Source organism: Litoribaculum gwangyangense, from assembly GCF_039543505.1.
In the GTDB taxonomy this organism is placed as follows: Bacteria; Bacteroidota; Bacteroidia; order Flavobacteriales; family Flavobacteriaceae; genus Litoribaculum; species Litoribaculum gwangyangense.
The window spans coordinates 506474-532533 of the sequence record NZ_BAABJW010000002.1; the positions used below are offsets into that span (position 1 = coordinate 506474).

Genomic DNA, 26060 nt, shown 5'->3' on the forward strand with positions numbered 1-26060 from the left:
ATGAAAATATATACTAGTATTTTATTGATAACACTTTCGTTAAGTGCATTTTCACAAAACAAAGCAAAAACACTATTGAACGAGGTTTCTAACAAAGTGAAAGGTTATGAGAATATTTCTTTGGACTTTAAGTATGTGCTTGAAAATACTTCTGAAAACATAAAGCAAGAAACCAAGGGTGATGTGGTTATGCAAGGTAATAAATACCGTTTGAATATCTTAGGGGTAACGCGCTTGTATGATGGCAAAAATACCTACAGTATAAGTTCTGAAGATGAAGAAGTGACGATTTCATCCGAAAATGATGATGAAAATGATGCCATAACACCTAGCAAAATGTTATCTTTTTATGAGGATGGGTATACTTACTCTCTAGATATTGAACAAAATGTAAATGGTAGAAAAATTCAATATGTAAAATTAACGCCTATTGATTCCAATTCTGAGATTAAAAATATTCTCTTGGGTATTGATTCACAAACAAAACACATATACAATTTAATCCAAATTGGAAAAAATGGCACCAAAACTACTTTAACCGTTAATTCTTTCAAAACAAATACACCTTTATCCAAATCCTTATTTACCTTTGATGCCAACAAATACAAAGATTACTACATCAATAAACTAGATTAGGTGCGTTTGTGAAAATATTAGATCGATACATATTAACTACATACCTAAAAACTTTTGTCAGTGTGTTTGTAATACTCATGCTGATATTTATTTTACAGACTATTTGGCTTTACATAAAAGAATTGGCTGGTAAAGATCTGGATATTGCTGTGGTATTTAAATTTATTCTCTACTTTTTACCCAAACTCATCCCTTTAGTATTACCACTCACTATTCTTTTAGCTTCCATTATGGTATTTGGTAGTTTTGCTGAAAACTATGAGTTTGCCGCCATGAAATCGACTGGCATCTCGCTGCAACGAGCTATGTCTGGACTTAGCGTTTTTATTGTAATATTGGCCATTACGACGTTTTTCTTTTCAAATAATGTGATTCCTTGGGCGGAGTTGAATTCGTATAATCTAAGGAGGAATATTGCCAAATTAAAACCTGCCATGTTACTGGCTGAAGGGCAGTTTAACGAGGTGGGAACTTATAATATTAAATTCGCCAGTAAAAGTGGTGATAGAGACCAATTCTTAGAAAATGTAACGATTCACATTAAAGGCGACAATGGGAGAACCAATGCAACCACTATTATTTCCAAAACTGGAGAGCTTGCCAGTGAAAAAAATTCTAATGTATTAAAACTTATTTTAGAAGATGGACATTATTACAGCGACCTATCCTCAAACAACCCCAGAAATAGAAACACCAATCCTTTTGCTAAAAGTACTTTTGAGAAAAAGGTTATCAACATTGATTTATCGCAATTAAATAATGTGGATTTTGATGAAAAATCTCAAACCGACAAATATAATATGTTGGATGTTGCTGGTTTAAATAAATCCTTAGACTCATTGGTAAAAAAAAGTGAGGAAGAATATGTAACATTTGCTAAAAATTTAGAATTGCGATCCAGTTTTGTAAATAATTTTTTAAAATCAGTTGAAAAAAACAAGGACTCTGCTTACACAGGAAATTTATTGGATGTATTGGATACTAAAAAGAAAGTAGAGATTCTTGAGGCCGCTTCAAGAACTATTTCAACCCCCAAACAAATTATTTCCACTAAAAAAACAGCCCTAAAAATCTCAGAAGAAAATATTAATAAACACATTATATCCTTACATGAAAAATTTGCTTTGGGATTTGCTTGTGTTATACTGTTTTTTGTTGGCGCGCCTTTGGGAGCATTAATACGTAAAGGAGGTATTGGCTTACCCATGGTTATAGCCATTGTACTATTTTTAACTTACCATTTCATTGGTATTTTTGCTACAAATAGTGCTAAAAAAGGTGGGTTTAACCCTATATTGGCAAGTTGGTTCTCTACACTGATTATGTTGCCTTTGGGTATTTTCTTGACCAGACGAGCTACGGCTGATAAAGGGTTATTTGATTTTGATAGTGTGATTGAACCTTTAAAAAATGCCCTTAAAATTAAACCTAAGGACAGTGTTGATTATCGATTTTTAATATCTTATAAAAACAATGAACTTATCAATGTTATCAACCATTTCGAAACTTTAGGACATGACGAATCCTGCAGATATGAAGCTTTAAAAGTTTTGGAATCAAGAGGAAATACTATTGATAGTTTGCGTGATATGGGATTAGTTATAAACGAAGATTTTGATACTTCAGAAACAATAATAAGAAAAGACTACAAACCACACTCAAAATTTGCCATTATTTTATTTATAATCGGGGTTATACTGCTTATCCTGCATTTTGTTTTTAAGAACAATAAAATGCCTTCTTTGGCTTCAGCATCCATTCAACTAAGTCTTGTTTCATTTGTTTTATTTGTAATTTATTATATCAAGTCGTTATTGAACATATTTAAATTTTACAACCACATTCAAAAGAGCACAAAAAAACCAAACCTATTTCTAATCATACTCGGCTTTCCTTTATACTTTATTACATACATCTTTTTAAATGATAAAATAAAGGAAGACTTAAAACTAATTTGTTTAGAATCTTTAAAATAAGCAATATCTTTGCATAATGAATGCGGAAACCATGACACAAAAAAATGCTTCTAAGTTTAAATTAAACACCATACAGGAAGCTATTGAGGATATTAGAAACGGAAAAGTTATTATAGTAGTTGATGATGAAAATCGTGAAAATGAAGGCGATTTTGTTGCTGCTGCAGAAAAAGTAACACCGCAAATGATAAACTTTATGGCCACTCATGGTAAGGGCCTTATTTGTGCACCTTTAACCGAAACGCGCTGTAAAGAGTTGGAATTGAACATGATGGTTCATAACAATACCGATCCAATGGAAACTGCATTCACTGTATCGGTTGATTTAAGAGGTAACGGTGTTACTACGGGTATTTCTGCCAGTGATAGGTCTAAAACAATAAAAGCACTAATCAATGATGAAACCAAACCATTTGAACTGGCTCGTCCAGGGCATATCTTTCCATTGGTAGCTAAGGAAGGCGGTGTATTACGTAGAACAGGACATACCGAAGCGGCTATTGATTTTTCTAGGTTAGCGGGTTTAAAACCTGCTGGTGTGATTGTTGAAATTATGAATGAAGATGGTTCCATGGCACGTTTACCTGAACTTTTAGAGATCTCAAAAAAACTAGATTTAAAAATTGTTTCCATAGAAGATTTAGTAGCATATAGAATGCAACATGATTCTTTAATTGAGAGAAAAGAAGATTTTCAAATCGAAACTAGATTTGGAAGTTTTAGATTAAGAGCCTATAAACAAACAACTAATAATCAAATACATATAGCTTTAACGAAAGGTATTTGGAAAGATAATGAAGAAGTGCCTACACGTATTAATTCTACATTGGTTAATAACGATATTTTAGGTACTTTAACCAATAATGTTGATGAGCAATTGGACAATATGTTTAAGGTTATCAATGATGAAGGAAAGGGCGCCATCATCTTTATTAACCAAGAATCACAGTCCATGAATATTTTAAACAGACTGGCTGTTTTAAAAGAAAATCAAAAGCCCAATGAGGTTTCCAAAGCCCCAAGAATCAACATGGATTCTAGAGACTTTGGTATAGGTGCTCAAATTTTACATGATTTAAATATTCACAAATTAAGACTGATCTCCAATACGGAACAAACCAAACGCGTTGGTTTAATTGGCTATGGATTGGAGATTGTTGATTATATTCAGTATTAATTAATTACTTCAAAAATTTTAAAAAGCCTCTTTTCTTTTGAATTGGGAACTTCAGATATAAAAGCATATTTCCCTGGCTCTAAATTAGCATAAAAATAACCTTTACTTCCCGCTGGCATATCATTTACACCACCTAAAAAGGTGACACCACTTGGAACCGGAGTAATTAACCCTTTAGGATCAGACCAATCCATCCACTTTTCTAATGCCTCCTCACTTGCCGATTCGGATAACTTAACTAAGTTGATATCATGCCATATAAAATTTTCATGAGGTTTTTGATCTTTTACAAATACTGAAAATATCTGTTTTCCTTTGGTAATACCTTTATCATAAGTAATGCCATCTTCACCAGACAATATTATATTAACGGTAGGGCTTGGAGGCTCATTACCACTATCTTGCTCGGTAACTACAAGTGGTTTCGCCATACCCATAAGTGTGTGAAACTTCCCATTAGGCATTTTCACATAACATTCCATGATATAATACCCCGGTTTTAAATTTACAGTCGTAATAGCGGTATGTTTCGGCGCAATTAATCCAGAGCCACCAGAAAATACGATCTCTCCAAACCAAGCGGGTAATTTGCCAAAGGCAGCAAAACCTTCTTCTGGTTTACCTTCATTAATTAAATCCATACCTTCCTCAAAAACAGGAGCAATATCGGTTATGGCATTTTCAACCGTTTTGCCAGCAGGATATTTATCTAGTAAAAAGAAATGGGTCTCATTAGATTGATTATTGTATTTAAAGGTGTTCCAACCAGATGGAATGGTGTCGGGAGCAAAGAACTCCATGCTCTTGGTGGTAATTTCTATGTAATTAGGTTTTTCTTCAATGACTTCTTCGTATTCAAAAGTCGTTTCAGTTTTTTTGTCTGATTTACAGCTAAAAAACAAAGTACTACAGATAATGGTTAAAAGTAAAAAGTTAGATTTCATAATTAATTGGTTTAATGATGTTTTAAAAATTGGTTAATTGTTGTAATTTCAATTCCTTTATGATCTTATCGATGTCCTCATGCTTTACTTCTTGGGTTTCAACATCTACAGCAAATCGTTCAGCATAAAACATCGAAATATTATATTTATCATTACCTTTTGAATAGGTTTCTTTTAGTTTCATACCATCGACAAATCGAGATTTAATATAGCCGTAGCTGGTTTCTTCATCATAATCCATTTGACTTGAAAACATATAGGTACCAACAGCACTTGCCCCTCGTTCTCCAGCACCATCAATTATCATAACTCGAATCCGTTTATTGCCTATATTATAGTTACTGCCACAAGAACCAACTCCCGGTAACATATTAATACTTGAAGAAGACAACGGTAAATCTAATAAGGTTTTAGGCAACCAAGACTCGAATTGTACCTTAGTTAAATGTGGCAATTCTTTTAGCTTTTCCATCTTATCTTGGGTTTTCGGAGCCTCTTTTGCCACTTTAGCTGCATTGTTTATGGTACTTTGCGTAATCTCTATCTCATTTTTTAAATCGTTGGTTACCTTTTTACAGGTAGATAAAAGTATAAGCGAGATACAGGTTAGCATGAATAAAATTGGTTTTTTCATTTCTATTGATTTATCGATTAACATTTAAAAAAGTTAAAATCACCTCCCAACGAAGCAATTAAATTTTCTATGGTTCCCATGGCGGAACCCAAGGAATATAAAGAATCGTATAAAATCTCTTTATACACATTACAGGCTAGTTCTTGTAATGCTAAAGTGATGTCTTCAGACATGCCAGTAGTATTCATTAGAATAAGTGCTTGAGAAGCTAGGGCGTATAATTTCACAAGAGTCATACTGTAAGTGGCAACTATTCCAAGCGGCATGGTTCCTATACCCGTAACACCAAGACCGAGCCCCATTTTAGCCATGATATCTTTGTAACCTTTCATGACTTCTTCCAATTCTTGAAGCTGTTGGTAAGTTGATTTTTGACCGCCACCCGTTTGGTCTGGCAGTACGCCATAAAGTTCTCCAGATGTTGGATTAATCATCCAATAAGCCATACTTTCCGTAGAACTATCAAAGAATTTAAGTGTTGAACCCGCAAAAACACGTAGCCTAAAGTAATTGTTCTTCTCTCCGAGAGATTTTGTGCTATACCGTTCATCATTGCTGGATTCGCGATTGAATGCCAAAGTCTTATTTTTTAGAGATGACCAAGCACTCGTCTCAAAAACCTGATGTTCTAATAGTGCCAAGGATGCTGTTTTTCTAATAGTTTCTGAAAATGCTCCCACGCCATCTTTGGTAATTGTCATATAGTTCGATGTTGGTAAATAATCAAACGACACATCACTGGATTTTCCATGAAGCGCAGGTTTAATTTTTAAAACACCTATTCGGTAGCCTTCTGGATAGGTAGCTGATTGGTTGTTGATACCATTGGGTAAAGGTTGCATCATACTTAAAAAATGAGATGGGTAACTAAATGTTCCTTTATTAAGCTGTTCTAAAGCGGTTTCAAAATTACCATCCTGTACCGCTTCATGCCATTGTCTATGACTCATGATGGCTCTTAGGTATTCGGTAAGTTGTAAAGACAGGGTTGGACCTTCACGTTCAAAGCACAAATCCACACTTCCTAAAAGCATATCATGGACTTCTTCGGTCATGGATCTATTCGGTTTAAAATCGCGATTAATGATATTGTCCCAACCAGCCAATACTCTCCTAATAGGTGTTTTGCTTCCGATTTTAACCTCAAGATACAATCCAATAATTCTATTGGCTGTACTAAAATCATTATAGGCTGGAAATTCAAAATTTTGTGTAACGGATTTATTGGTTTCTAACAATTCTACCTTAACCTGGTGTTTCTTTTTCTCCTCGAAGCTATGATAGGTAAGAACGTAAGGCGCAAAAGTCATGGCACTTAAATGCGTTTTGACCGCCTCTATGGTTTTATTTTGATCATCGGCAGGAATGCTGTGTATTTCCATACTAGCGGATAATCTATTATACATATAACCATTAGGCCTAACATCTAAAAATATGGCAGGTGGCCCTGAATCGTAAATGGGTTGAAATGCGCTGTCGTATTCATCAAAACAATCACCGTCGGTGGCATATAATATTAAGTCATTGTCGGTTTGTTTGGCTTTTAACAAGGAGGTAAAAATATCGGAACCAGTTTCTTGTAATTGAATGAGTGCCGTTGGATACACTCGTTTAATAGATTCTTGTAAATTGTTCAAAAAAATTCTTACCCCTTCGCCCCTGTAGGCTTCTGGCATACTTAAAGAGGTATCGTACATGAGTAAAACCCGTGGCACTATTTTATTTTGTTGCAACCAACCTGTAACGACTCTACCATTATCTGTTATTTTGAAGTTTTTGGCACCAAGGTTTTCAACTATGTTTCCATTACTGTCTTTGGGGAAAAGCGTTACTCGTACTTTTGGAAATGCTTTGGGTTCTATATTCGCATCCAAACTAACAACATCTTTAGGATTGCCTTTTTCTGTATTGTCTACATTTTGAACAAAATTTGAATTTTGAAGCAATCTTTCTCCTTCAAGGGTGATGGGTTCACCCAAAAAAGAATGTTCTTCTAAATTTTTAGTGTCCTTGTATAAATCTTGTAATGCTAAACAAGGCGTGAAACTGGAAATCTGACTTATGGATTGAGTAGCCATATCGTTCAAAGACATATTATTTAGAAATTGTAACTTGACCTGATTACCAATAAGCTGAGAGGCTTTCCAGGAGCCTTTAATAAGTTCGGTTTCATTCCAATTATCCAACGCATTTCTACAGCTTAAGGTGATTGTAATATCATCATCCTTTATAGAGTTAAGTGCTGGAGCCTCTTTAAAGCTTTGGTTCTTGTTGGTTGGATGTAAAGAACCGTAAGGGACTTTAGGGTCAAAAATATGGGCATATTTTTCTTCTCCGTTCTCTTTAAATACCACTGATGGGATATTGGCAGCATCAAACCTAAAGTGAACCGGACTGTTTCGAATGTATTTCTCGTCTAGTTGGTTGAGTAGACTATCAGCGAATTGATTGGCTTGAGTAATAGCATTGGGAATCTCATTAAAATGAGTCCCTTCACTTTCAAGTTCCAATGTTTTATGCCACTCTTTTATTTTTTTATCAGAAATAGGCGGATTGAAGATGGGACTATCCGAATTAAAAACTATTGCTTTGGCTTCGTCTATGGTAATCTGTGTTTGTTCAACCACAACATTGGCTTCAAATCCGGCTTCTACAAGCATATCTTTTAAAATCTCTGCCTTTTCTCGTGGTGTTGAAAGTCCGCTACGCATGGCGGCATGAATGCCATATTGGCTATGCCTGCTGATATCATGTAGGAAATCGGTGGTTCTAGGCACTAGCTTAAAACCATTTCTAACAAATTCCACAATAGCCTTGGGGTCTTTTTGTAATACCAGATTTTTTCGCATCCCTATAAGGTTGTCTGGGCTTTTTTCTAAGGCATCTATTATTTCTTCCCAAACACTAAATGGCGGTTTGCCAGTACCTTTTTTTAAAGTTACCGATTTGTCTTTACAACCCAGCATCTGTGGAAATAAAGAAACGCCCATTCCACCCAATATGAGGTGTTTAAAAAATAATCTACGTGATGCTTCGGGGGTCATGGTTTTTAAATATAATCTTGGTTTATAAGCTTGTAATTATTAAATCATATATTTTAAATTTAATTCCCAAAATTGAAATTGAATACTTGTGCTGCAGGTAATGTAACTGTTGTAGGCTCGTAGGTATAAACTGCAGAAGCTCCATCGGGGTTCGTTATTTCTGCTAATCGGTCTTTGTGGTCGAATAAAACTGTCGACCCTACACTCTCTCCTGCTGTCGATGTGAATTTGGTACAACCTGCTTTCCCTCTACAGGTCACCGATTCTTCTTTAACATCATCAGCACCCCTAAAAATTTTAGGGTGGTACACAAACGCCCACTCTACCATAGGATATTTATTGGGGTAAACGTGTAATTCATAGCCATTATACACAATAGGTTCATTAGGAAATTCTAGATTCACTTCTTTGCCATTCACTTTTGGAACAAAGGCTCCTGGCATACCCTCACTACCTTGGCTAAACATTTTAACCATGTTTTTGCCCATGCTTTTAACTTGATCAAATGGTATTTTATAGTATTGCCCTTTTTCACCCGAATATATATAACCATCTTTATCCCAATAGACCGGGTCTGGATTTTTGCCCTTACTATGGTATTCCATACGCATCGCCATAGTGTCAAAATCTAAAAAAGAAATGATTTTATCCTTTTTATGTTCTAACATCATTTTAATGTCTTCTCCATTTCCATTGGTTGAGACCACCTGTCTTATTTCTTTTATTTTTACATCTTGTCCATCTCCATCGTCCTCATCCCCTTGATCGTCGATGATAAGTCCATTGCCGTTTGTATCGATACCATTGTTGGGTGTGCTATCGGGGTCTTTGGTACTGCAACTTATAATTTCCCCCGTGGTCATTGAATCCTTATCATCCAAAACAATAACCATAGCGGTAAGTGTAGCTCTTTTCCAGGCGTCCAATGTACCAACCGTCCATAATTGGGAATTCTTGTCATAGTTACCTTGTGATACCGAAATATTGGCTACTTCATAACTTTTTGGTATCACCACTTTACAAACTATATCATTAGAAGCAGCTGGACCTTTATTGTTTACAGCCATGTTAAAGGTAACAGAACCACCTAATTGGGTAACCTCGGGTTGCACACTGTTTTGAAAGTGTAAATCGGCTTCAAGTGATTGTGTATTGGATGAGGCTACTCCATTTTGTGAAGGTTGTTTTTTATCAGATTCGGGAAGTTCTACCTCCTTTTTCGTGTCTTTTTGTTTATCGGTATTAGGGTTGGCAACATCATCTATAACTTCCTCCGTTTTTTTAGATACGGTTTCATCGGTTTTTCTGAGGATGGTACGTTCGGCAGCTTGTTCGGCTTTTTGTTTTAGTTTTTTTAATAGTTGGGCTTCTACATTGTAGCTTAAGCAAAAGGTAAGAACTAATAAGAGGATATGTTTTGTTTTCATAATTAAAATTTTAATCTGGTAATAATTCAAATTTTATCCATGCGGCACCACGGTTCCCATCATTCGTGGTTTTGGTGCCCAGTACTATAGGTCCCTCTAGGACTTTAGGATTATATTCTTGGTGACTTATCCAAGAGCGTCTTAACCACATGCCCTCAGTAGATTTATAACCATAGGATTTGTATTTGCCCGATGTTGAAACTGCATCGTCAAAAAAGTTAAGTGTAAAGCCATGCGCTTGATCTCCTAACATGAGGTCGGTCAAAATATCAGAAATCTTTATTTGTATCGAACTATTATATAACACCAAATCGTTACCATCGGTGTATTCTTTTAACCAACTATAAAGGGTCATGGTTGCATTGGCATCTGCCAATTCAGCAGCCGTAAGATTAAATGTGATTGCATTGTTAATATTATTGGTTTGAATCCGAGATTCTGGTAAATGAATTTGTCTATATTGATCGCCACAAGCCAGTTTATTGTTTTCATAAACGGGTACATCCCAAACACATAAATCATTCGGGTATTTTCCACCCCATTCACTAGAGATGGCATTTTTTTCAGAACCATTCGCAACGTACTTTAAGGCCATTCTCAAAGCATAATCATCTGGATTATTACCGCCATCTCTTTTATTGATACATTGCAAATCTGTTAATGTAACCTTGAGTTTAGTACCGGAATTAATAGGAACACATCTAGTAAGGGTTTGGTTAAAACTAGAGCCATAACCCATCTCTGCTCCTTCCAAATTAGTGAGTTTATAGGAAATTGGTAAGGCATATCTTGGGTCTCCTGCTCCTTCTTTAAAATAACGAGACAGATTAAGCCGTTGCGCTTCATTGGAGGCTTCAATTGCTTCAAAAGCTGCACCCGGAATACCTCCGTAAAACACCGCCTTCATTTTAAAATTATTTTTACTGTTAAAATAACTGATATCTGATTCCAACGACGCTTCTTTTTTCATGGCAGAAAAATAGCCATTAATGGAAAGGTTAAAATCTTTGACATCTAGATCTGATTCAATAATAGCAATAGCACGTCTTCCATAGGTTACACTAGAAACATAGAGCAAATTATTGTAATGCACGTTGGTATCGTTAACAAAGGTGTTAAACATGTCGAACTTTGAATTGTAAATGGTGAACATACTCTGCGTCATGTCCATCATATAATAATGGGTTTCTTTGTTTTGCGTAAAATCCAAATCCAATTCTGCTTGAATATTAGTACCCTTGTATTTTCCATAAATCTTAAATTCTAAATCCTCCTTAGAATGAATTTCATGATAATCAAAGCTGATATTACTGGCCACATGGGCATCTGCGAGCATTTGAATTTGTCTTACGGCATCTTGAAGTTCACTCAAATTACCTGGGTTGTTCACCTGAAAACTACTTTGCTGTGCGTTAATTAAATTGGTTGTAAGGGTAATGGGCTTTCTGTCCACATAGATCACCGTTTTCCTATCGGATATGTAATGATCTGCTTTTAATATGGCTCCAGGAAGCATCCATCCCTGAAAATTTTGAGTAACAAATTCATTAAAAGATTCATTATTAGCAGATAGCGTTAATTTGGTTGTAGAACACTTTTCAGAACCCACGGTTTGTTCTCCTAAGTTGGTTGAAGTTGACGTGTTTCTTTCGATAAAACTGGTGGGCTTAACCTGAATAATCCTATTGCCTTTGGTTTGATCTTGTAATTCAATCTTTTTTAAAGGTCTATTATATTTAATATCTGAAAGGTCTGAGTTGTTTGTGTTGTTATTTAAGCCAACATCGTATGAAACCATGCCAGATGAGTCAGAATTGGGGTTAATTCCTCCTGTGCCTAAAGTTGAGCTAGGGTTACTTGGTCCAAAATCGCTCGTGTTTACGGTTTTGGTATCACTGTCTGCATGGGTTGCTTCAGCTCCATTGTTTACCGAAGTTGTATTGGTTGAATTTGTAGCAGTACCATCTGAATTAGAGGTGTCATCATTTTGTGTTTCATTGGGTGATGTGTTTGTAGAAGATTCTGAAAGTTGACTTCCATAAAGCATAAAATTTGTAAACCCAATCTTAGCAGGATATCGGGAATCGTTAATACCACCACCAATAGAAACCATGGTGGGCTGCATTTTAAATCTAGGTAAAAAGAGTACTAATTGTTCGTCTAAAAGAATTTTTAATTTTCCAGAGTTGCATTCTACTTTGAGATGACGCCATACAGCATCTAAAGTTTGTAAAGTTGTTAAATGGTTTTTTGCATTTCCCATTTCTGGTTGGTTCCAATCGGTTTCTAGTCCATCGCGGTAAATTGCAAAAGGTTTGTAGCGTATATCATTGTTTTGGTAAGCATAGGCACCATCCCATAAACGCAAATAAAAACGTTGACCATAAAGGGACGAGGTGGTATCAAAGAAAATATCTAACTCAATAGTAAAATCGCCATTTATATAATTATTAGTTTGATCGTTTACAATTGGTTTTATGATGCCACCATGATGAATACTTATGAATTTATTGCCTGCAGTTTGGTCTATCGAAGCCAAACCACCAACCAAATCCCAATTACTAGGAAAGTCACCGATAGCTTCATGGGTTAGATTGTCTTGAAAGTTTTGAGCAAGAGTGACTTGAAAAGTTAAGGCAAATAATAAAATAATAATATTGGCAAGTTTCATTTCTTAAAATTTAGCGTTAATAGAACCTGAAATAGGAAAAGATAAGTTTCGTTCGGTCATGCCCGAACCTTCGCCCTTAAAACTCATTTTTAGTTCGGTTTTGGTACATTTTTCGATGGTTATTTCACCCTTTTTGAAAACAACGCGTTTGTTAATACGACTGGCATCACGGTTTTTGTTAAAGAAGCTGAGGTCTACCTTGACACTTTCTAAATTGGCATCAGGTATGGTATAACTCGCTTTTCCTTTTTTTATAATTTCTGTATTGGTTAAATTGAAATCAATGGAAACGATGCTTTCATTGGTGTAAAAATTGAATTGTATGTTATCACCATCAAAATTTAAAGGCGGTTGTGGATTTAAATCTTGTTGCTGCATGGTAAAGGTCTCGCCTTCCATGGTAAGTGTAACGGCTGCATTGGATTTTTCAATAGTTGCATTAGTTGAGATTGCTTCAGCCATTTGGCTATTTTTATTTTTGCAAGCCTGTAAGCTTATAATGCATAGCATGTATACTAAAGTTTTCATAAATAACTAGTTTTTAGGATCCAATCCTTTTTTAAATAAATCTTGTCCAGGCATTTTCTTTTCAACAGCGGCAGGAACTTTTACTTCCACATCTTCGTAGAAGTATTCAATTTTTCCTTTTCCAGAACCAAAAAAGGGGTCGTCTTTGATATAAATATTGATTTCAACCAAGCGGTTTTGATTGTCGAAAAGGGTGTAACTGCCTTCATAACCTGCCTCTAAAACACTAAACTTAGTACAGCCTAAACTGCCTCTACAGGACTGTTTGGATTCTCTGTAAGCACTTGAGTTCATCTCGTCTCTAAAGTGTTCGGGCTTCAACACAAAGGGAAAATCGACGTGCATAAACGGGTAAACCGCCAGTCCTTGTTTATCCATTTCTTCGAATGCCCCAAAAACGGCACCGGTTGGCAGTTTATAAGCACTAGCCATCATACTGGGTGCCATCATGCTCATACCAGGCATTGCTAAAAGAGCGGTTTTGGTATATTGATTTTCACTTTCATTAAAAGATATAAAGTAGCCATCACTATCTGTATAAGAGGTTTTAGGTTTTCCTGTGTTTTGGTCTTTAAAATGGGAACGCATGGCAATGGCGTCAGCATCAAAATAGCACACCATATCCGATTGTTTTTCTTTATCGTATGAGGTCACTCTTACATCGGTAGTGTACCAAGCACGTTTGGCTGCCGTATTGTTCTCTAAAGCAGGATTAGCGAATTTGGCGTTCGATTTAGAGGTTTCAGAATCTTTACTAGAAACAGATTCATTGGAATCACCATCATCACCATCTACAACATCATCAATAGTTTTCTCTGTTTTTTGAGCAACGATTTCATCAGTTTTGTTTAAGATGGTGCGCTCTGCAGCTTGCTCTGCTTTTTGTTTCAGTTTTTTTAGTAATTGGGCTTCGGCTGTTGAAATAATACTTAAAGATAGCACTGGTATTAGAAGACTTTTTAGTTTCATTTCGTTTGGATTAATTGGATAAATTTTGGCTTATTGTATTGATTAAAGGTAAATTAACAAGTTTGAAATCAGGATTATTGATTTATAAAGCAGGTGAAATAATTTATAGATTGTACAGATTAAATTGTAAATTGTAATTGAAAAGGAATTCTATTTTGCTTTATCAAACTATCAATATTAAATTACCGTTGATGTATTAGATTGCCCCATTTGTATATATCATGAGTTTCATATGAGTACTGTTTTTTATTTTTAAAAAAAAATTATCAATGATAAAAGCCATAATTATAGATGACGAACTTAATGCCATTAAAAATTTAAAATGGGAAATTGAAAATTTTTGTGATTATATAGATGTGTGTGATACATTTACCAACCCAAGAGAAGCTATTTCTGCCATTAATTACTTAAAACCAGATTGTGTTTTTTTAGATATAGAAATGCCAGAAATGGATGGTTTTCAATTGCTTAATCAACTTGATTTCAGAGATTTTGATTTAATTATAACGACTGCCTACGACAATTATGCCATAAAAGCTTTTAAAGAACATGCCATTGATTACCTTTTAAAACCCATAGACTCAGAAGATTTATTGGAAACCATTTCACGAGTTAGAAAAAACCAACAAGAAAATGAATTGGGTACCGAAGTTAAAAAGCTAATAGAGAATCTCACACTCCCTAAACAGCCCAAGCGATTAGCGATACCGCTGGTTGGTAAAACCATATATGTAAATTTGGAAGAAATCATCTATTGTAAATCTGACGGTAATTACACCGAGATATTCTTAGAAAACAACCAAAAAGAAATACTATCTAAAAAACTAAAAGAAGTTGAAGCGCAAATGAACCGGTCGTTTTTTAGGGTACACAATTCGTATCTAGTTAATGTTAATTACATTCGCGAGTTTGTAAAAAACGAAGGCAATTATCTTATTTTGAGAGACGGTACTAACATACCGGTATCGCGAGCAAAAAAAAATGAACTTTTGGAATTTTTAAACAGTTAAATACTTTTGGACCAAGATTTAACATCCTATTTTTTTAATTATTCATTCTCAAATGGCTTCATATATTTTACCATAGGTATTCTTTTTATTCTCTCTGTCTTTCATTTTTTACTCTATTTTCAACATAAAGATAAAGTATACTTGTATTACAGTTGTTATTCATTTTTCATCATCTTTTCGCAATTGCACCATCTTCAGGAAGGCTTTCTTTATCAGTTGTTTTCATATTGCCCATGGATGATAAATTACCCCATGGTGGCTACTGAAATATACTTTGTTTTTTATGCCTTGTTCGCATTTCAGTTTTTAAATTTAAAAACTGAATTACCAAAATGGCACAGATATAATATATACACTTTAATTGCAATTATAAGCTTTTGCCTAATTGTTTTGGTAGTATATGCGATAAGCCAAGATTATAGTATATTATTAAAAGGCTATTTTATTTTTACTATCCCCATGATAGTTTATGCGTTGGTGATGTATATTCCATTTTTTAAAATTAAAAGTCCACTTAAATATTATATTATAGTTGGTTCTTTTATTCTAATGCTATCCTCAATTATTTCACTTTTAAAGTATTTAAACCTGCAAAGCAAGGGATTATCCATAGAACCTTCTTATAGTATTCTCTACATTGGTTTTATACTCGAAAATGTGCTGTTTGCTTTAGGTTTAGGCCATAAACAAAAACTGATTTTAAACGACAGAAATACATCTAAAAATAAACTAATCGAGCAGTTAAAGGAAAATTCCACCCTTAAACAAAAGATACAGGAACAATTGGAAATTGAGGTTGACCGACTTAATAAACAAGCTGAAATAGATCGCCTTAAAAACAAACAAACGCTTTACGATAAACAGTTTGCAGAATTAAAGGTTTCGGCACTACGCAGTCAAATGAATCCGCATTTCATATTCAACGCCTTAAACTCAATAAAACGTTACATCATTGATAATGAAAAGGAAAATGCCGTGTTCTATCTTAATAAGTTTTCTAAATTGGTAAGGAAAATATTAGCATCATCCATGGAAAAAGAAAGTACTCTAGCCGAGGAAATCGAAACCATAAAGCTTTATGTAAATATTGAGAATATTAGGTTTAACAATACCATAGGCTTTGATCTCGTAATAGACGAAACACTTAATGTATCAACCATTAAATTACCTTCATTAATAACCCAACCGTTTATTGAAAATGCGATATGGCATGGGCTTTCGTTAAAAAATGATAACCGAAAACTAACTTTAAGTGTTCAAAAAAAAGGCAGTTCCCAAGTTAGAATTGATATTTTGGACAATGGTATTGGACGGGAAAGATCAACAAGAATTAAACAGAAAAAATTATTAAAAAAACGTTCTGTTGGTATTAAACTCTCTAAAGAACGTTTGAAACATTTTAGTGATAATTATAAAAGCAAAAGCAAAATAGTTATTACCGATTTGTACGAACAAGATAAACCCGCAGGCACCAAAGTTTCAATATTAATTCCTCTGCAGTAAAGTTACAATCGGTTTAATCGATAACAACTTTCTTAACAATTTTTGCATTATCAGCATAAATATTAAGCAAGTATATTCCTGAATTTAATCCTTCTACATTTAAAGTTTTTACATCACCCGACTCTTTTATAACCTGTTTACCAAAAATGTCGTATAGTGCAACCGCGCTAATTTCAACATTCGATTTTATAAAAAGTTGTATTCTTGCTGGATTTGGATATATTTTGAAGTTGGTTTCAGATATGTCCTCAACGGTTAAAGTGGTATTTTGATACACCCTTACATAATCTATAACCATAGAGCTGTCATTAAAATCATTTAAATCTGGGGTACCAGCAAAACCACCAACGGCCACATTCAATAATAAATACTGATCTAAATCAAACACCCATGAACCACCATTTGATTCCATTTGTGTTTTAGTAACCGAGTAATAAGGAGTATCATCTACAAGAAAAACAATTTTATTTGGTGACCAATTTACAGAATAAAGGTGATAATCGTTCACAACATCCGTCAATCCAAAAGTTTTAGTAAATGGATTACCACCAAATCTTCCAGGTACGTGAATAGCACTGGAGGTTGTATTATCAGCGTGAAGACCATGTTCCATGATATCAATTTCGCCACAAGCAGGCCACGGGGTATTTGTAACACCAGACTGATACCAATACCCACCAACCTCTGCTATATTCGTCCCTAAAGTCCATATTGCTGGCCATGAGGTTGCACGTGCTGGTAACTTAGCTCTCACATCTACCCTACCATAGGTGAAAGAAAATTTTGAATTTAATCTTGCTGATGTAAATTGCAGTGAAGCTGCTCCCGGTTGAGCGGATGGCGTATAATCTTCTCGTTTTAATATAATATTTAATTCGCCATTCTGTAAATATGAGTTATCCATCCTATCTGTATAATGTTGCAACTCATCATTAAACCAAGTGTAACCTCCAAGATCATTATTAACACGAGGTGCATATGTTTGGTGAAACCAATTGGTAGAATTTATAGCTACTGGAGTGGAGCCTGAATCGAAATTATCTTCCCAAACCAAATCTGTGTAAACAACGTCTATTGCGTTGGGCTCAGTCCAGGTTGCCCCGTAATCTATATCATCAATTAAATAAGTACCCGATACCAAAAGACCCCCATCAATAAAAGCAGTTAACCGATTATAAGTTCCACTTCCAACTCCAGCATTTGCACCAAAATCAAATGTTAACGACACCCAATTATTCCCTGAAGAACTTGGTAGGTCTTGTTGCACTTCAACTGTAGGATTTGTACCCTGTTCTAATTTTAAAATAACATTATGAGCATTAGCATCCGAAGAATAAAACGATAAAGTCAATGTGTTTCGATATGCTAAATCGATGGGTTGCACTAAATCTATATAAAAACCTTGATATTCAACAGAACCATCATTTATAAATTGTCCAACAGGATTATTAGCATCAGTTGGGTCTGTGCTAAATGAAAACGAACTTCTAGAAAAAACTCTAAAATTATCTGAAGAACTGGAAAAATCAATGGGCAATTGTTGTGCATAGCACATTAAACCGAAAAAGGCAATAAGGATTGATAAGTAATTATTTTTCATGCAAAAGTGATTTTTGTAACAAATTAGTGAACTTAATTGACATATTGATTTTTCGAACCCAAACAAAAACCATACAACTAAAATACTATAGCGATTCTTGAATAATGCCTACCATTTTTTCTGCTCTATTCCTAACGGTTTCTTCGGTCCAGGAGAGTTTAATTAAGCTAGATATATTTCTGCCAATAAAGTGGTCAGATTGAGGATATTCTTTAGTTTGAAGATATTCCATTCCTTTTCTAACTTCATCGGAAATAGGGAAAAGTGATTTTAAATCTTTTAAATGCTCCCATTTCCTTATGTAATGCCAATTATTATCATAGTAGTGAAAACAAGCATCTATTCCATGGTCCTTAAATTTTTGTGATACTTTCCGCGCTATTTCTAAATCTGGTAAAAAGAAATTTAAAAAAGCATAGCTCTCCTCACCGCCTTCAGGAACGGTTCTGAAAGTAACTTCTGGAATTTTTGATAAGGCATCCCTTAAAATGGTATAGTTTTTCTTCTGAATAGCCAAGAACTCATTTAAACGCTTTACTTGTGCTAAACCAACGGCAGCATGTAATTCTGATATACGGAAATTATACCCCAAAAATGGATGTGATTCTGCGCCTCTATCGTTCCCAACATGGTCATGTCCATGGTCGCTGTAATGGTCCGCATTTGTATAATATGCTTTGTTATTGGTTATTACCGCACCTCCCTCTCCACAGGTTATGGTTTTTACAAAATCGAATGAAAAGCATCCCAAATCTCCAACGCTTCCAAGTGGCTTTCCCTTGTAAGTGCCTCCAATAGCTTGACATGCATCTTCTATTAAAAGTAAATTATGTCTTCTCGATATGTTTAGCAAATCGCTCATTCTACCCATACTACCACACATTTGCACCACCATAATGGCTTTTGTTTTAGGGGTTATGGCTTTTTCGACGGCCTCAGGGCTTAAAGTTAACGTGTCATCAATGTCTACCAAAACAGGTATGGCTCCTAACATCATAATAGCTTCAAAACTAGCCACAAAAGTAAATGTTGGCATGATGACCTCATCGCCTGCTCCAACACCAGCTGATGCCAAGGCTACAGACACGGCTGCTGTTCCGCTAGAAACGAGTTGCACATATTCAGCTTTAAAGGAATTTTGAAGTTCTAGTTCTAATTCTTTGGCTTTCCAATTGCCGTTTCGCATACCATCAAAACCGTAGCGCATGAGCACCCCAGTATGTAATACATCGTTTACTTCTTTTCTTTCGGCATCGCCAAACAATTCAAATCCTGGCATAATCTATTTCTTATAATTCAATAACCGATTCTGAAATTGGTTTCCTTACTTTTTTCAGTTCAGCGAACATATCATCTTCTGCTCTGTAACCAACAGGTAACAACAAAACTGATTTTAATCCTTTTTGTTTTAGTTGAAGTATTTCGTCATACTTATACGGAACAAATCCTTCCATTGGGCAAGCATCAATATTTTCAATAGCGCAAACAGTCATTAAATTTCCAAGGGCAATGTATGCCTGATTTTTAGACCAATTCTGACGTTCTTCTATGGTCATAGTATCCATAGTACTAATTAAGCTATCTCTATACGGCTTAAGAATAAGTTCAGATGTATTTCGTATGTTTTTAATATTATCATAATAATCTATCACATCTGAACTTGTGATATCGTCTTTTATACAAATTACCAACAAATGTGAAGCTTCTAGAACTTGCTTTTGATGATATGAATGTGGAACTAAAGCTGTTCGTAACTCCTCATCGGTAATGACAACCAAAGTGATCGTTTGTAACCCAAAAGATGTAGCTGTTAAGTTGAATGCTTCTTTTAGAGTATTTAACTGTGTTTCAGAAAGCCTTTTAGTCTTGTCAAATTTTTTAGTAGCATAGCGCCACTTTAATTTTTCGATGGTATTCATACAATTATTAAATTTTTTACAAAAATAAGGTTTGAAATGTGTTTTTTTACCACAATATTAAATTAATTGAATCTAATATTTCTTTTAAAAAATATTCTCAAAAAATTGGTGTTTTATTTGAAAGAATTAAAAAAGGATTCTATATTTGCACCCGCATTCAAGGGGATACCTTGATGAGGCACTCTTGGAGAAATGGCAGAGTGGTCGAATGCGGCAGTCTTGAAAACTGTTGAGGGTCACACCTCCGGGGGTTCGAATCCCTCTTTCTCCGCATAATAAAAACCTTAACAATTGTTAATCAATTAGTTAGGGTTTTCTGTTTTATAAATATCCTCACATTATCCCAGCTTTATTTGAAAAATATAATTTTTAATTTCATTAATTTAGCGTAATAAGTTAAGCTTTTTAATAAGAAAGAATATTTATCTTCTTTCGTTAAGGTTATTTATTTTTAATATTGTCCGCATTTAGTCTAAATAAAGATATAAAAAACATGGTATGCGATCCTATATAACCACATCCGCCTGTAACTAAAACCGTTTTTTCATTACTACGTTTTTTTCCATGTTAATAATGCCAGTAAAACCGATACACAAGCAGCTCCAATCCAAAAAATAGAAATGGTATCAAAATTATAAATTGCTTCTCCGTTGACAACTGACTTGTTATTTTCAATTAGATAACCACTAGCTATATCTTGTATGCCAGCTGCTGCATAACTCATGACACCAACAATACCCAAAGCAGCTCCTGAAGCCTTTTTAGATGCTATATCTACTGCCATTAAACCTCCTAGATAGCATATAAGTGCTCCTATGCCAAGTCCAAAAATTACCATACTTAAAGCATCTAACCACCATATTTTTTCTGGAAGAAGTAAAAAAAGAGATAAGGCAAAAACATTCATTAGTCCAAATATTAATGCTGGTGCATTTCTACGTCCTTTAAAAAATTTGTCAGAAACAAATCCTGAAGACGCTGTTCCTAAAATGCCACAAACCGCACTGATAGCGACCAAAGTATTTGCTTCGGTTAAAGAATAGCCTTTAGCGGCTTCAAAATAATATGGACCCCAACTGTTCACTGCATATCTGGATATGTACATAAAGGCACTGGCAAATGCTAAAATCCATACATAAGGGTTTTTTAGTACTCCTTTTTGTTCATCCCATGTAGATACTTGTTCTTTTTTGAAATCTTCATTTACTGGAGGCAAACCTTTGCTTTCTGGTGAATCATGAAAAAACAAGGAAATCATCAATGCTCCTAATAACCCAACAATCGCCGCTGCTCTAAAACCCCATTCCCATCCAAAATAAGACACCACTACAGCAGTCAAGACATAGGTTAAGGCTTCTCCTATATTATGACTTGTACTCCAAAATCCATAAAAACTTCCTCTTTCCTTATCTGTGTACCACCTTGAAAGTGATACAATACAAGAAGGAGCTCCCATGGATTGTACCCACCCATTTATTCCCCAACAAACAGCAAAAAAGAAGAACGTTCCTGTGAAACCCATAATTAGATTTGCCAAAGCTGATATTAACAATCCAGTCGCCATAAAGCGTTTTATGTTGCTGTGATCTGCCAAAAAACCATTAGTAAGCTTCCCAATAGCGTAAGAAAAAAATAATGCTGAACCAATTACACCTAATTCTGACTCTGTTAATATTCCTGCGTCTACTATCGGTTTTTTAACTACATTCAAACTTAAGCGGCATACATAATATAAACCGTAGCCTAAAGTAGCGGAAATGAACACTTGCCATTTTAGTTTTTTATAAAACGTTTTTTGCTGTTCATCTTGTAAGGTAATTACTTTAGGATGTGACTTTTTAAAATAGTATATCATGGTTTTGAAAGTATATATAAACTTTTTTAATTAGAAAAAGCGCAGCAATATACTGCGCCATTTCATCTTCAACTAAACTAAATAATTAACGTGCTATTAATCATGAAGCTTTTTACTCCTTAAATAACTTAATAATAATTGTGGTCTATCAGTTTGAATTATATCAATATTATTTTCAATAAACCAATCATAAACAGATAGATCTTGGACTGCTTTTTCATCGTCATGACCAGCATTATGTTGTGGCCAAAGTGCGTTCACCCATATACTGGCGCCTCTTTCTCTAATTTCCTTAAACTCATTGATAAATGTAATGGTGTCATTGGCAACAGTAAACTCAAACGCAATAGGTATTTCATTTGAAGACAAATACGCTTCAACAGTTGTTTTAGCATCCTTATCCGGTAAACTTATTATGGGCATGAAATGAACCTTATTTAAATAGTTCCCAAATTCTTTTTTAACTTCAGATAATTGTTTTGAACCTTTTATTATGACTTGATTTTGTGTACCAGTTTCTAGAATAATCTCATAACATTTATCAAAAATCTCATAGCTTTTATCCAAATTGACTAAAATCTTATCTTTTGATACTTCCAAGGCTTCTTTTAAAGTAGGTATTTTATGTTGAGTTGCAACTCCTAAACCATCAACTAAACGTAAGGTTTTGAGTGAATCTAAAGTCCATTCATTTATCAGTCCTTCTCCATTTGTCGTTCTATCTATAGTTTTATCGTGCATTAAAACCAATTGACCATCTTTAGTTTCGCGTATATCTATTTCAACCATATCAATGCCCATGTCAATACAATTTTGGATGGCTTGAAGAGAATTTTCTGGTGCATGACGCCAATCTCCACGGTGTGCAACCACAATAACCTGATTATTCCCAGAATCTTCTAGGTTTGCAATTTTATCCTCAATATTAGGTTTTATTATTTTTTTCGTGTTGTTGGATTCAACTGAATCACAGGGGCAATCGTTTTTACAACCTATAAAAACGAATAATAAAACGATGATTAACGAACTTAATAATCTCATAATTTAAAAATAGATTGATAAACTAATATTTAAAATAAAACAAACACAGCCTTATTTAATCTTGGCTGTATTTGTTTCATCCCAATACTTTAGAACTTGTTACTTTATGACCAATTTTGTTGTTGCTAACTTATCATCTTCTACGACCTTCAAAATATATACTCCAGCTCTCAAATTTGAAATTCCAATTTTTTCATTTACTTCAATACTTTTTGAATACACTTTTTTCCCTAGCATATCAAAAATTTGAATAGATTTTACTCCATTTGATGCTGTTGATACATAAAACTCTCCATTATTTACTGGATTAGGATATACAGAGAATCCGTTAATAGATTCTTTAGAAGTTGATAAAGTGATAGCATTAACATTTGACGTATGCTTTGCGTTTTTACCATACATAGGCCAACCTCCAACTTGTAAACCTGTTGCTGATGTAGTTAAAGCACTTAATTTACCACCAGAAACTGTTTCAACTCCTACATATATTGTACCATCTGAGTGTATTGCAGCAGGAGATGTAATTTTAGCACCTAAACTTAGAGGAGTGTAAGCTTCTGTACCATTGGAATTAAGTACATAAAACATACCACTCGTATCTCCAAAATAAATTCTACCTAAATTATCAATAGCTGGTACAACTTCAATTGGAGCTGATGCAGTATAAGTCCATAATATTGCTCCATTAACAGGATTAAACGCTTGCATTTTCCCTCCTGCATTACCCAAATACAACGTGCCATCAGCAGCTACAGCAGGACCTCCCTTTTCGGCATTTTCACCCGTAAAAGTTACGGACCACTTTTCGGTTCCATCTGCTGGGTTATATGCCTTTAAAACACCATCTCCCGCTGCATTTAATTTGGCAGAAGCATAAATGGTCCCATCATTTGCAAGTGCTATAGCTGAACTAGCATACCCGCCTGAGCCATAAGTTGCAAACCATTTTTGAGTACCATCTGGATTAATCGCATAAATATTATCATTGGTAGCTATGGCATAAATAGTTCCATCGGACCCAATAGCTGGAACACTATTAAAATCTGTACCTATACCGAAAATCCAATTTTCTGTTATTAAATCAAGAGAATAATTACGTAGACCTCTATCATTGTTGTTACGGGTAAGAATATAAACCTCACCGTTGGTTGCAAAAGCGGGGGCTGAATAGCGTACTCTTGAGTTCATATAAAATGTACGTAAAGTATCCCCTGTAGAAGCATTAAATCTGTGTACTCGTCTTCCAAAATGTCCACTTATGTAAACTGATCCGTCGGCATTTATTGAAGGACTGGAAATAATTTGATCTACTTTATCTTGCAAAGCACCTTCGTTTACATGCCCTTGCCATTTTAAAGTATTATTTGGGTTTATAGCAAAAACATTTTCAGGTGAAGTTTCATATGTAAGCGTATTTCGTATTGCGTAATCACAAGCTATATAAATAGTACCGTCATCTGCAATGGCAGGACCAGAATATGCTACTTTATCTGGTAAGGTATAAGACCAGCTTTCAACCAATTGCCCGTAGGAGGCCATGGATAATAATAATCCGAATACTGTGTAAAATTTTTTCATAATGTTTAAGTTTAAAATGTTAGTTGTTAGGACGGCTCATTTTGTGAACCGTCCGATTTATAATTAATTAAGTGATTATTAAATTATTATCTACCTGTATGCTTCGCGTCCTTCGAACGCATAGGCCAGCCACCAGAAGCTAAACCTGTCGCATTTGTTCTTAAAGCATATAATTTGCCAGTTCCGTCAGCTTGATCAGCTGCCACATATATAGTTCCATCCGATCCAATAGCTGCTGATGACCAAACTCTTGAACCTAATTGTATTTCTTTCCATTTTTTATTCCCATCAGGATCAATAACATGAAAAAAGCCAGATTCATCACCGACATAAATATTACCATCATTATCAATTGCAGGTGTCACTAGGGAAGATCCTAATAAATCATAACTCCATTTAATGGTGCCATCACTCGTATTGTAAGCAATAAGTTTACCATCCTCACCAGCAGAATAAAGCGTGCCATCTGTTGAAATTACAGGGCCTCCTCTTGATATTTTATTACTTCTTCCTACGCGCCATTTTTCAGAACCATCATTAGGATTATAGGCGATTAAAACACCTCCTGAAGTGGGGTCTAAATTATTTCCCTCTCCGGAAAAATAAACCGTACCATCCTCACCTATTGCAGTTGCACAAGCCGTCCAACTACCATATTCAGATTTCCATTTTTCCGTACCATCTGGATTAATGGCATAGAAAAAATCATCAGTACTACCTATATAAATTGTTCCATCTGCCCCAATAGCTGGTGTCGCATTTATATCACCTCCAGATAAAAAACTCCATTTTTCAGTTCCATTGGGGTTTAGTGCAAATAATCTATCTGATTGTGAACTTATATAAATTGTTCCATCTTGGGCAAAAACCGCTCCATTATACCGTGGGTTACTTCCAGTATCAAATTGGAATCGTAGTGTGCCATCAGGAGTAAAAGAATATAAATTATCATCATATGAACCAAAATACACATTACCATTAGCATCAATAGATACGGTGCTTCTATTTATATCCCCAGCAGCATAGCTCCATTTAAGAGAACCACCTGGGTTTATAGCAAACATATTATCCGGACCATTTTTGGCGCTACAAGCAATATAGACGGTGCCATCATCACCAACTGCAGGAGAGGCACTTTCAAATTTCCCGGGTAAATTAAATACCCATAATTTTCCTGGCTCCGTAGTTGCTGTTGAAGGCTCTACAACTTTTATCGTTTTAGAGAATTCATTAGCATTTATATTTCCCGAATTATCTGTTACTGTCAAAACAACTGTATATTCGCCAATGGCATAAGTATGGACTGGTGATTGTTCGGTTGATGTTGTGCCATCTCCAAAATCCCAATTCCATGAAGCAATACTACCATTTTGGTCAAAAGACAAATCTGTAAAAACAGAAGCATCTCCCTCTACTACATCAGTTTCGTTTACACTAAAAGCTGCTACTGGTTTCGTATCGATAACTGAATCGTCATCATTACAAGAGATAATTCCTAAAAGAAACAGGAACATCCCATACATTAATAATTTTTTATTTTTTTTCATT

General features: G+C 34.9%; 19 protein-coding genes and 1 tRNA gene. 6 read left to right on the forward strand and 14 right to left on the reverse strand.

Translation table 11 applies throughout. The features are described from left to right. Genes lolA1 through ribB form a run of 3 tightly spaced genes read left to right on the forward strand, consistent with a single transcriptional unit; the run spans position 1 to position 3789 of the window. A complete protein-coding gene (lolA1, locus tag ABD963_RS07820; protein ID WP_345276392.1) occupies positions 1 to 636 on the forward strand; it encodes an outer membrane lipoprotein periplasmic chaperone LolA1 in 636 nt (211 codons plus the stop codon). A gap of 8 nt (positions 637 to 644) precedes the next feature. Further along, a complete protein-coding gene (locus tag ABD963_RS07825) occupies positions 645 to 2612 on the forward strand; it encodes an LptF/LptG family permease (protein ID WP_345276393.1) in 1968 nt (655 codons plus the stop codon). A gap of 31 nt (positions 2613 to 2643) precedes the next feature. Then, positions 2644 to 3789: a 3,4-dihydroxy-2-butanone-4-phosphate synthase gene (gene ribB / locus ABD963_RS07830; RefSeq protein ID WP_345276394.1), complete on the forward strand. Its 1146-nt coding sequence runs from the start codon at positions 2644 to 2646 to the stop codon at positions 3787 to 3789. On the opposite strand, the gene ABD963_RS07835 is transcribed toward ribB, so the two are convergent. Genes ABD963_RS07835 through ABD963_RS07865 form a run of 7 tightly spaced genes read right to left on the reverse strand, consistent with a single transcriptional unit; the run spans position 3786 to position 14006 of the window. Continuing rightward, a complete protein-coding gene (locus ABD963_RS07835) occupies positions 3786 to 4733 on the reverse strand; it encodes a hypothetical protein (RefSeq protein ID WP_345276395.1) in 948 nt (315 codons plus the stop codon). The two genes, ribB and ABD963_RS07835, sit on opposite strands and share 4 nt — an antisense overlap. 22 nt (positions 4734 to 4755) lie before the next feature. Next, entirely contained in the window at positions 4756 to 5367 is a 612-nt protein-coding gene (locus ABD963_RS07840) for a hypothetical protein (RefSeq protein WP_345276396.1), read from the reverse strand. 17 nt (positions 5368 to 5384) lie between these two features. Next, on the reverse strand, positions 5385 to 8411 hold the full coding sequence (locus tag ABD963_RS07845; RefSeq protein WP_345276397.1) for a hypothetical protein: 3027 nt from the start codon (positions 8409 to 8411) through the stop codon (positions 5385 to 5387). A 59-nt stretch (positions 8412 to 8470) separates the two neighbouring features. Continuing rightward, on the reverse strand, positions 8471 to 9838 hold the full coding sequence (locus tag ABD963_RS07850) for a DUF11 domain-containing protein (protein WP_345276398.1): 1368 nt from the start codon (positions 9836 to 9838) through the stop codon (positions 8471 to 8473). A 10-nt stretch (positions 9839 to 9848) separates the two neighbouring features. Next, on the reverse strand, positions 9849 to 12509 hold the full coding sequence (locus ABD963_RS07855) for a thiol-activated cytolysin family protein (RefSeq protein WP_345276399.1): 2661 nt from the start codon (positions 12507 to 12509) through the stop codon (positions 9849 to 9851). Positions 12510 to 12512: 3 nt separating this feature from the next. Further along, the gene (locus tag ABD963_RS07860; RefSeq protein WP_345276400.1) at positions 12513 to 13037 is read right to left on the reverse strand and encodes a hypothetical protein; all 525 of its coding nucleotides are present in this window, start codon (positions 13035 to 13037) and stop codon (positions 12513 to 12515) included. A 6-nt stretch (positions 13038 to 13043) separates the two neighbouring features. Continuing rightward, positions 13044 to 14006 (reverse strand): hypothetical protein, encoded by a 963-nt coding sequence (locus tag ABD963_RS07865; protein ID WP_345276401.1) that lies wholly within the window; start codon positions 14004 to 14006, stop codon positions 13044 to 13046. Positions 14007 to 14275: 269 nt separating this feature from the next. On the opposite strand from ABD963_RS07865, the gene ABD963_RS07870 reads away from it, so the two are divergent. Then, entirely contained in the window at positions 14276 to 15016 is a 741-nt protein-coding gene (locus ABD963_RS07870; protein WP_345276402.1) for a LytR/AlgR family response regulator transcription factor, read from the forward strand. 6 nt (positions 15017 to 15022) lie between these two features. Beyond that, positions 15023 to 16519: a sensor histidine kinase gene (locus ABD963_RS07875; RefSeq protein WP_345276403.1), complete on the forward strand. Its 1497-nt coding sequence runs from the start codon at positions 15023 to 15025 to the stop codon at positions 16517 to 16519. 13 nt (positions 16520 to 16532) lie between these two features. Here ABD963_RS07875 and ABD963_RS07880 read toward each other — a convergent pair whose 3' ends face one another. From ABD963_RS07880 to ABD963_RS07890, 3 genes are all read right to left on the reverse strand, one after another. Then, a complete protein-coding gene (locus tag ABD963_RS07880; RefSeq protein WP_345276404.1) occupies positions 16533 to 18119 on the reverse strand; it encodes a glycoside hydrolase family 16 protein in 1587 nt (528 codons plus the stop codon). Between the two features lie 85 nt (positions 18120 to 18204). Beyond that, complete coding sequence (locus tag ABD963_RS07885; RefSeq protein WP_345276405.1) at positions 18205 to 19398, reverse strand: DegT/DnrJ/EryC1/StrS family aminotransferase; 1194 nt, start codon at positions 19396 to 19398, stop codon at positions 18205 to 18207. Positions 19399 to 19408: 10 nt separating this feature from the next. Next, the gene (locus ABD963_RS07890; protein WP_345276406.1) at positions 19409 to 20038 is read right to left on the reverse strand and encodes an NAD(P)H-dependent oxidoreductase; all 630 of its coding nucleotides are present in this window, start codon (positions 20036 to 20038) and stop codon (positions 19409 to 19411) included. A gap of 186 nt (positions 20039 to 20224) precedes the next feature. Here ABD963_RS07890 and ABD963_RS07895 point away from each other — a divergent pair. Then, positions 20225 to 20309: transfer RNA gene (locus ABD963_RS07895), tRNA-Ser, on the forward strand. Between the two features lie 279 nt (positions 20310 to 20588). On the opposite strand, the gene ABD963_RS07900 is transcribed toward ABD963_RS07895, so the two are convergent. The 4 genes from ABD963_RS07900 to ABD963_RS07915 form a co-directional block, all read right to left on the reverse strand. Continuing rightward, positions 20589 to 21893 carry an MFS transporter gene (locus ABD963_RS07900; RefSeq protein WP_345276407.1) on the reverse strand — a complete coding sequence of 435 codons (1305 nt, stop codon included), beginning with the start codon at positions 21891 to 21893 and terminating at the stop codon, positions 20589 to 20591. Between the two features lie 96 nt (positions 21894 to 21989). Next, complete coding sequence (locus ABD963_RS07905; protein WP_345276408.1) at positions 21990 to 22934, reverse strand: glycerophosphodiester phosphodiesterase family protein; 945 nt, start codon at positions 22932 to 22934, stop codon at positions 21990 to 21992. A 99-nt stretch (positions 22935 to 23033) separates the two neighbouring features. Further along, positions 23034 to 24512: an outer membrane protein assembly factor BamB family protein gene (locus ABD963_RS07910; protein WP_345276409.1), complete on the reverse strand. Its 1479-nt coding sequence runs from the start codon at positions 24510 to 24512 to the stop codon at positions 23034 to 23036. A gap of 86 nt (positions 24513 to 24598) precedes the next feature. Beyond that, complete coding sequence (locus ABD963_RS07915; protein WP_345276410.1) at positions 24599 to 26059, reverse strand: outer membrane protein assembly factor BamB family protein; 1461 nt, start codon at positions 26057 to 26059, stop codon at positions 24599 to 24601. Between the last annotated feature and the right edge of the window lies 1 nt (position 26060).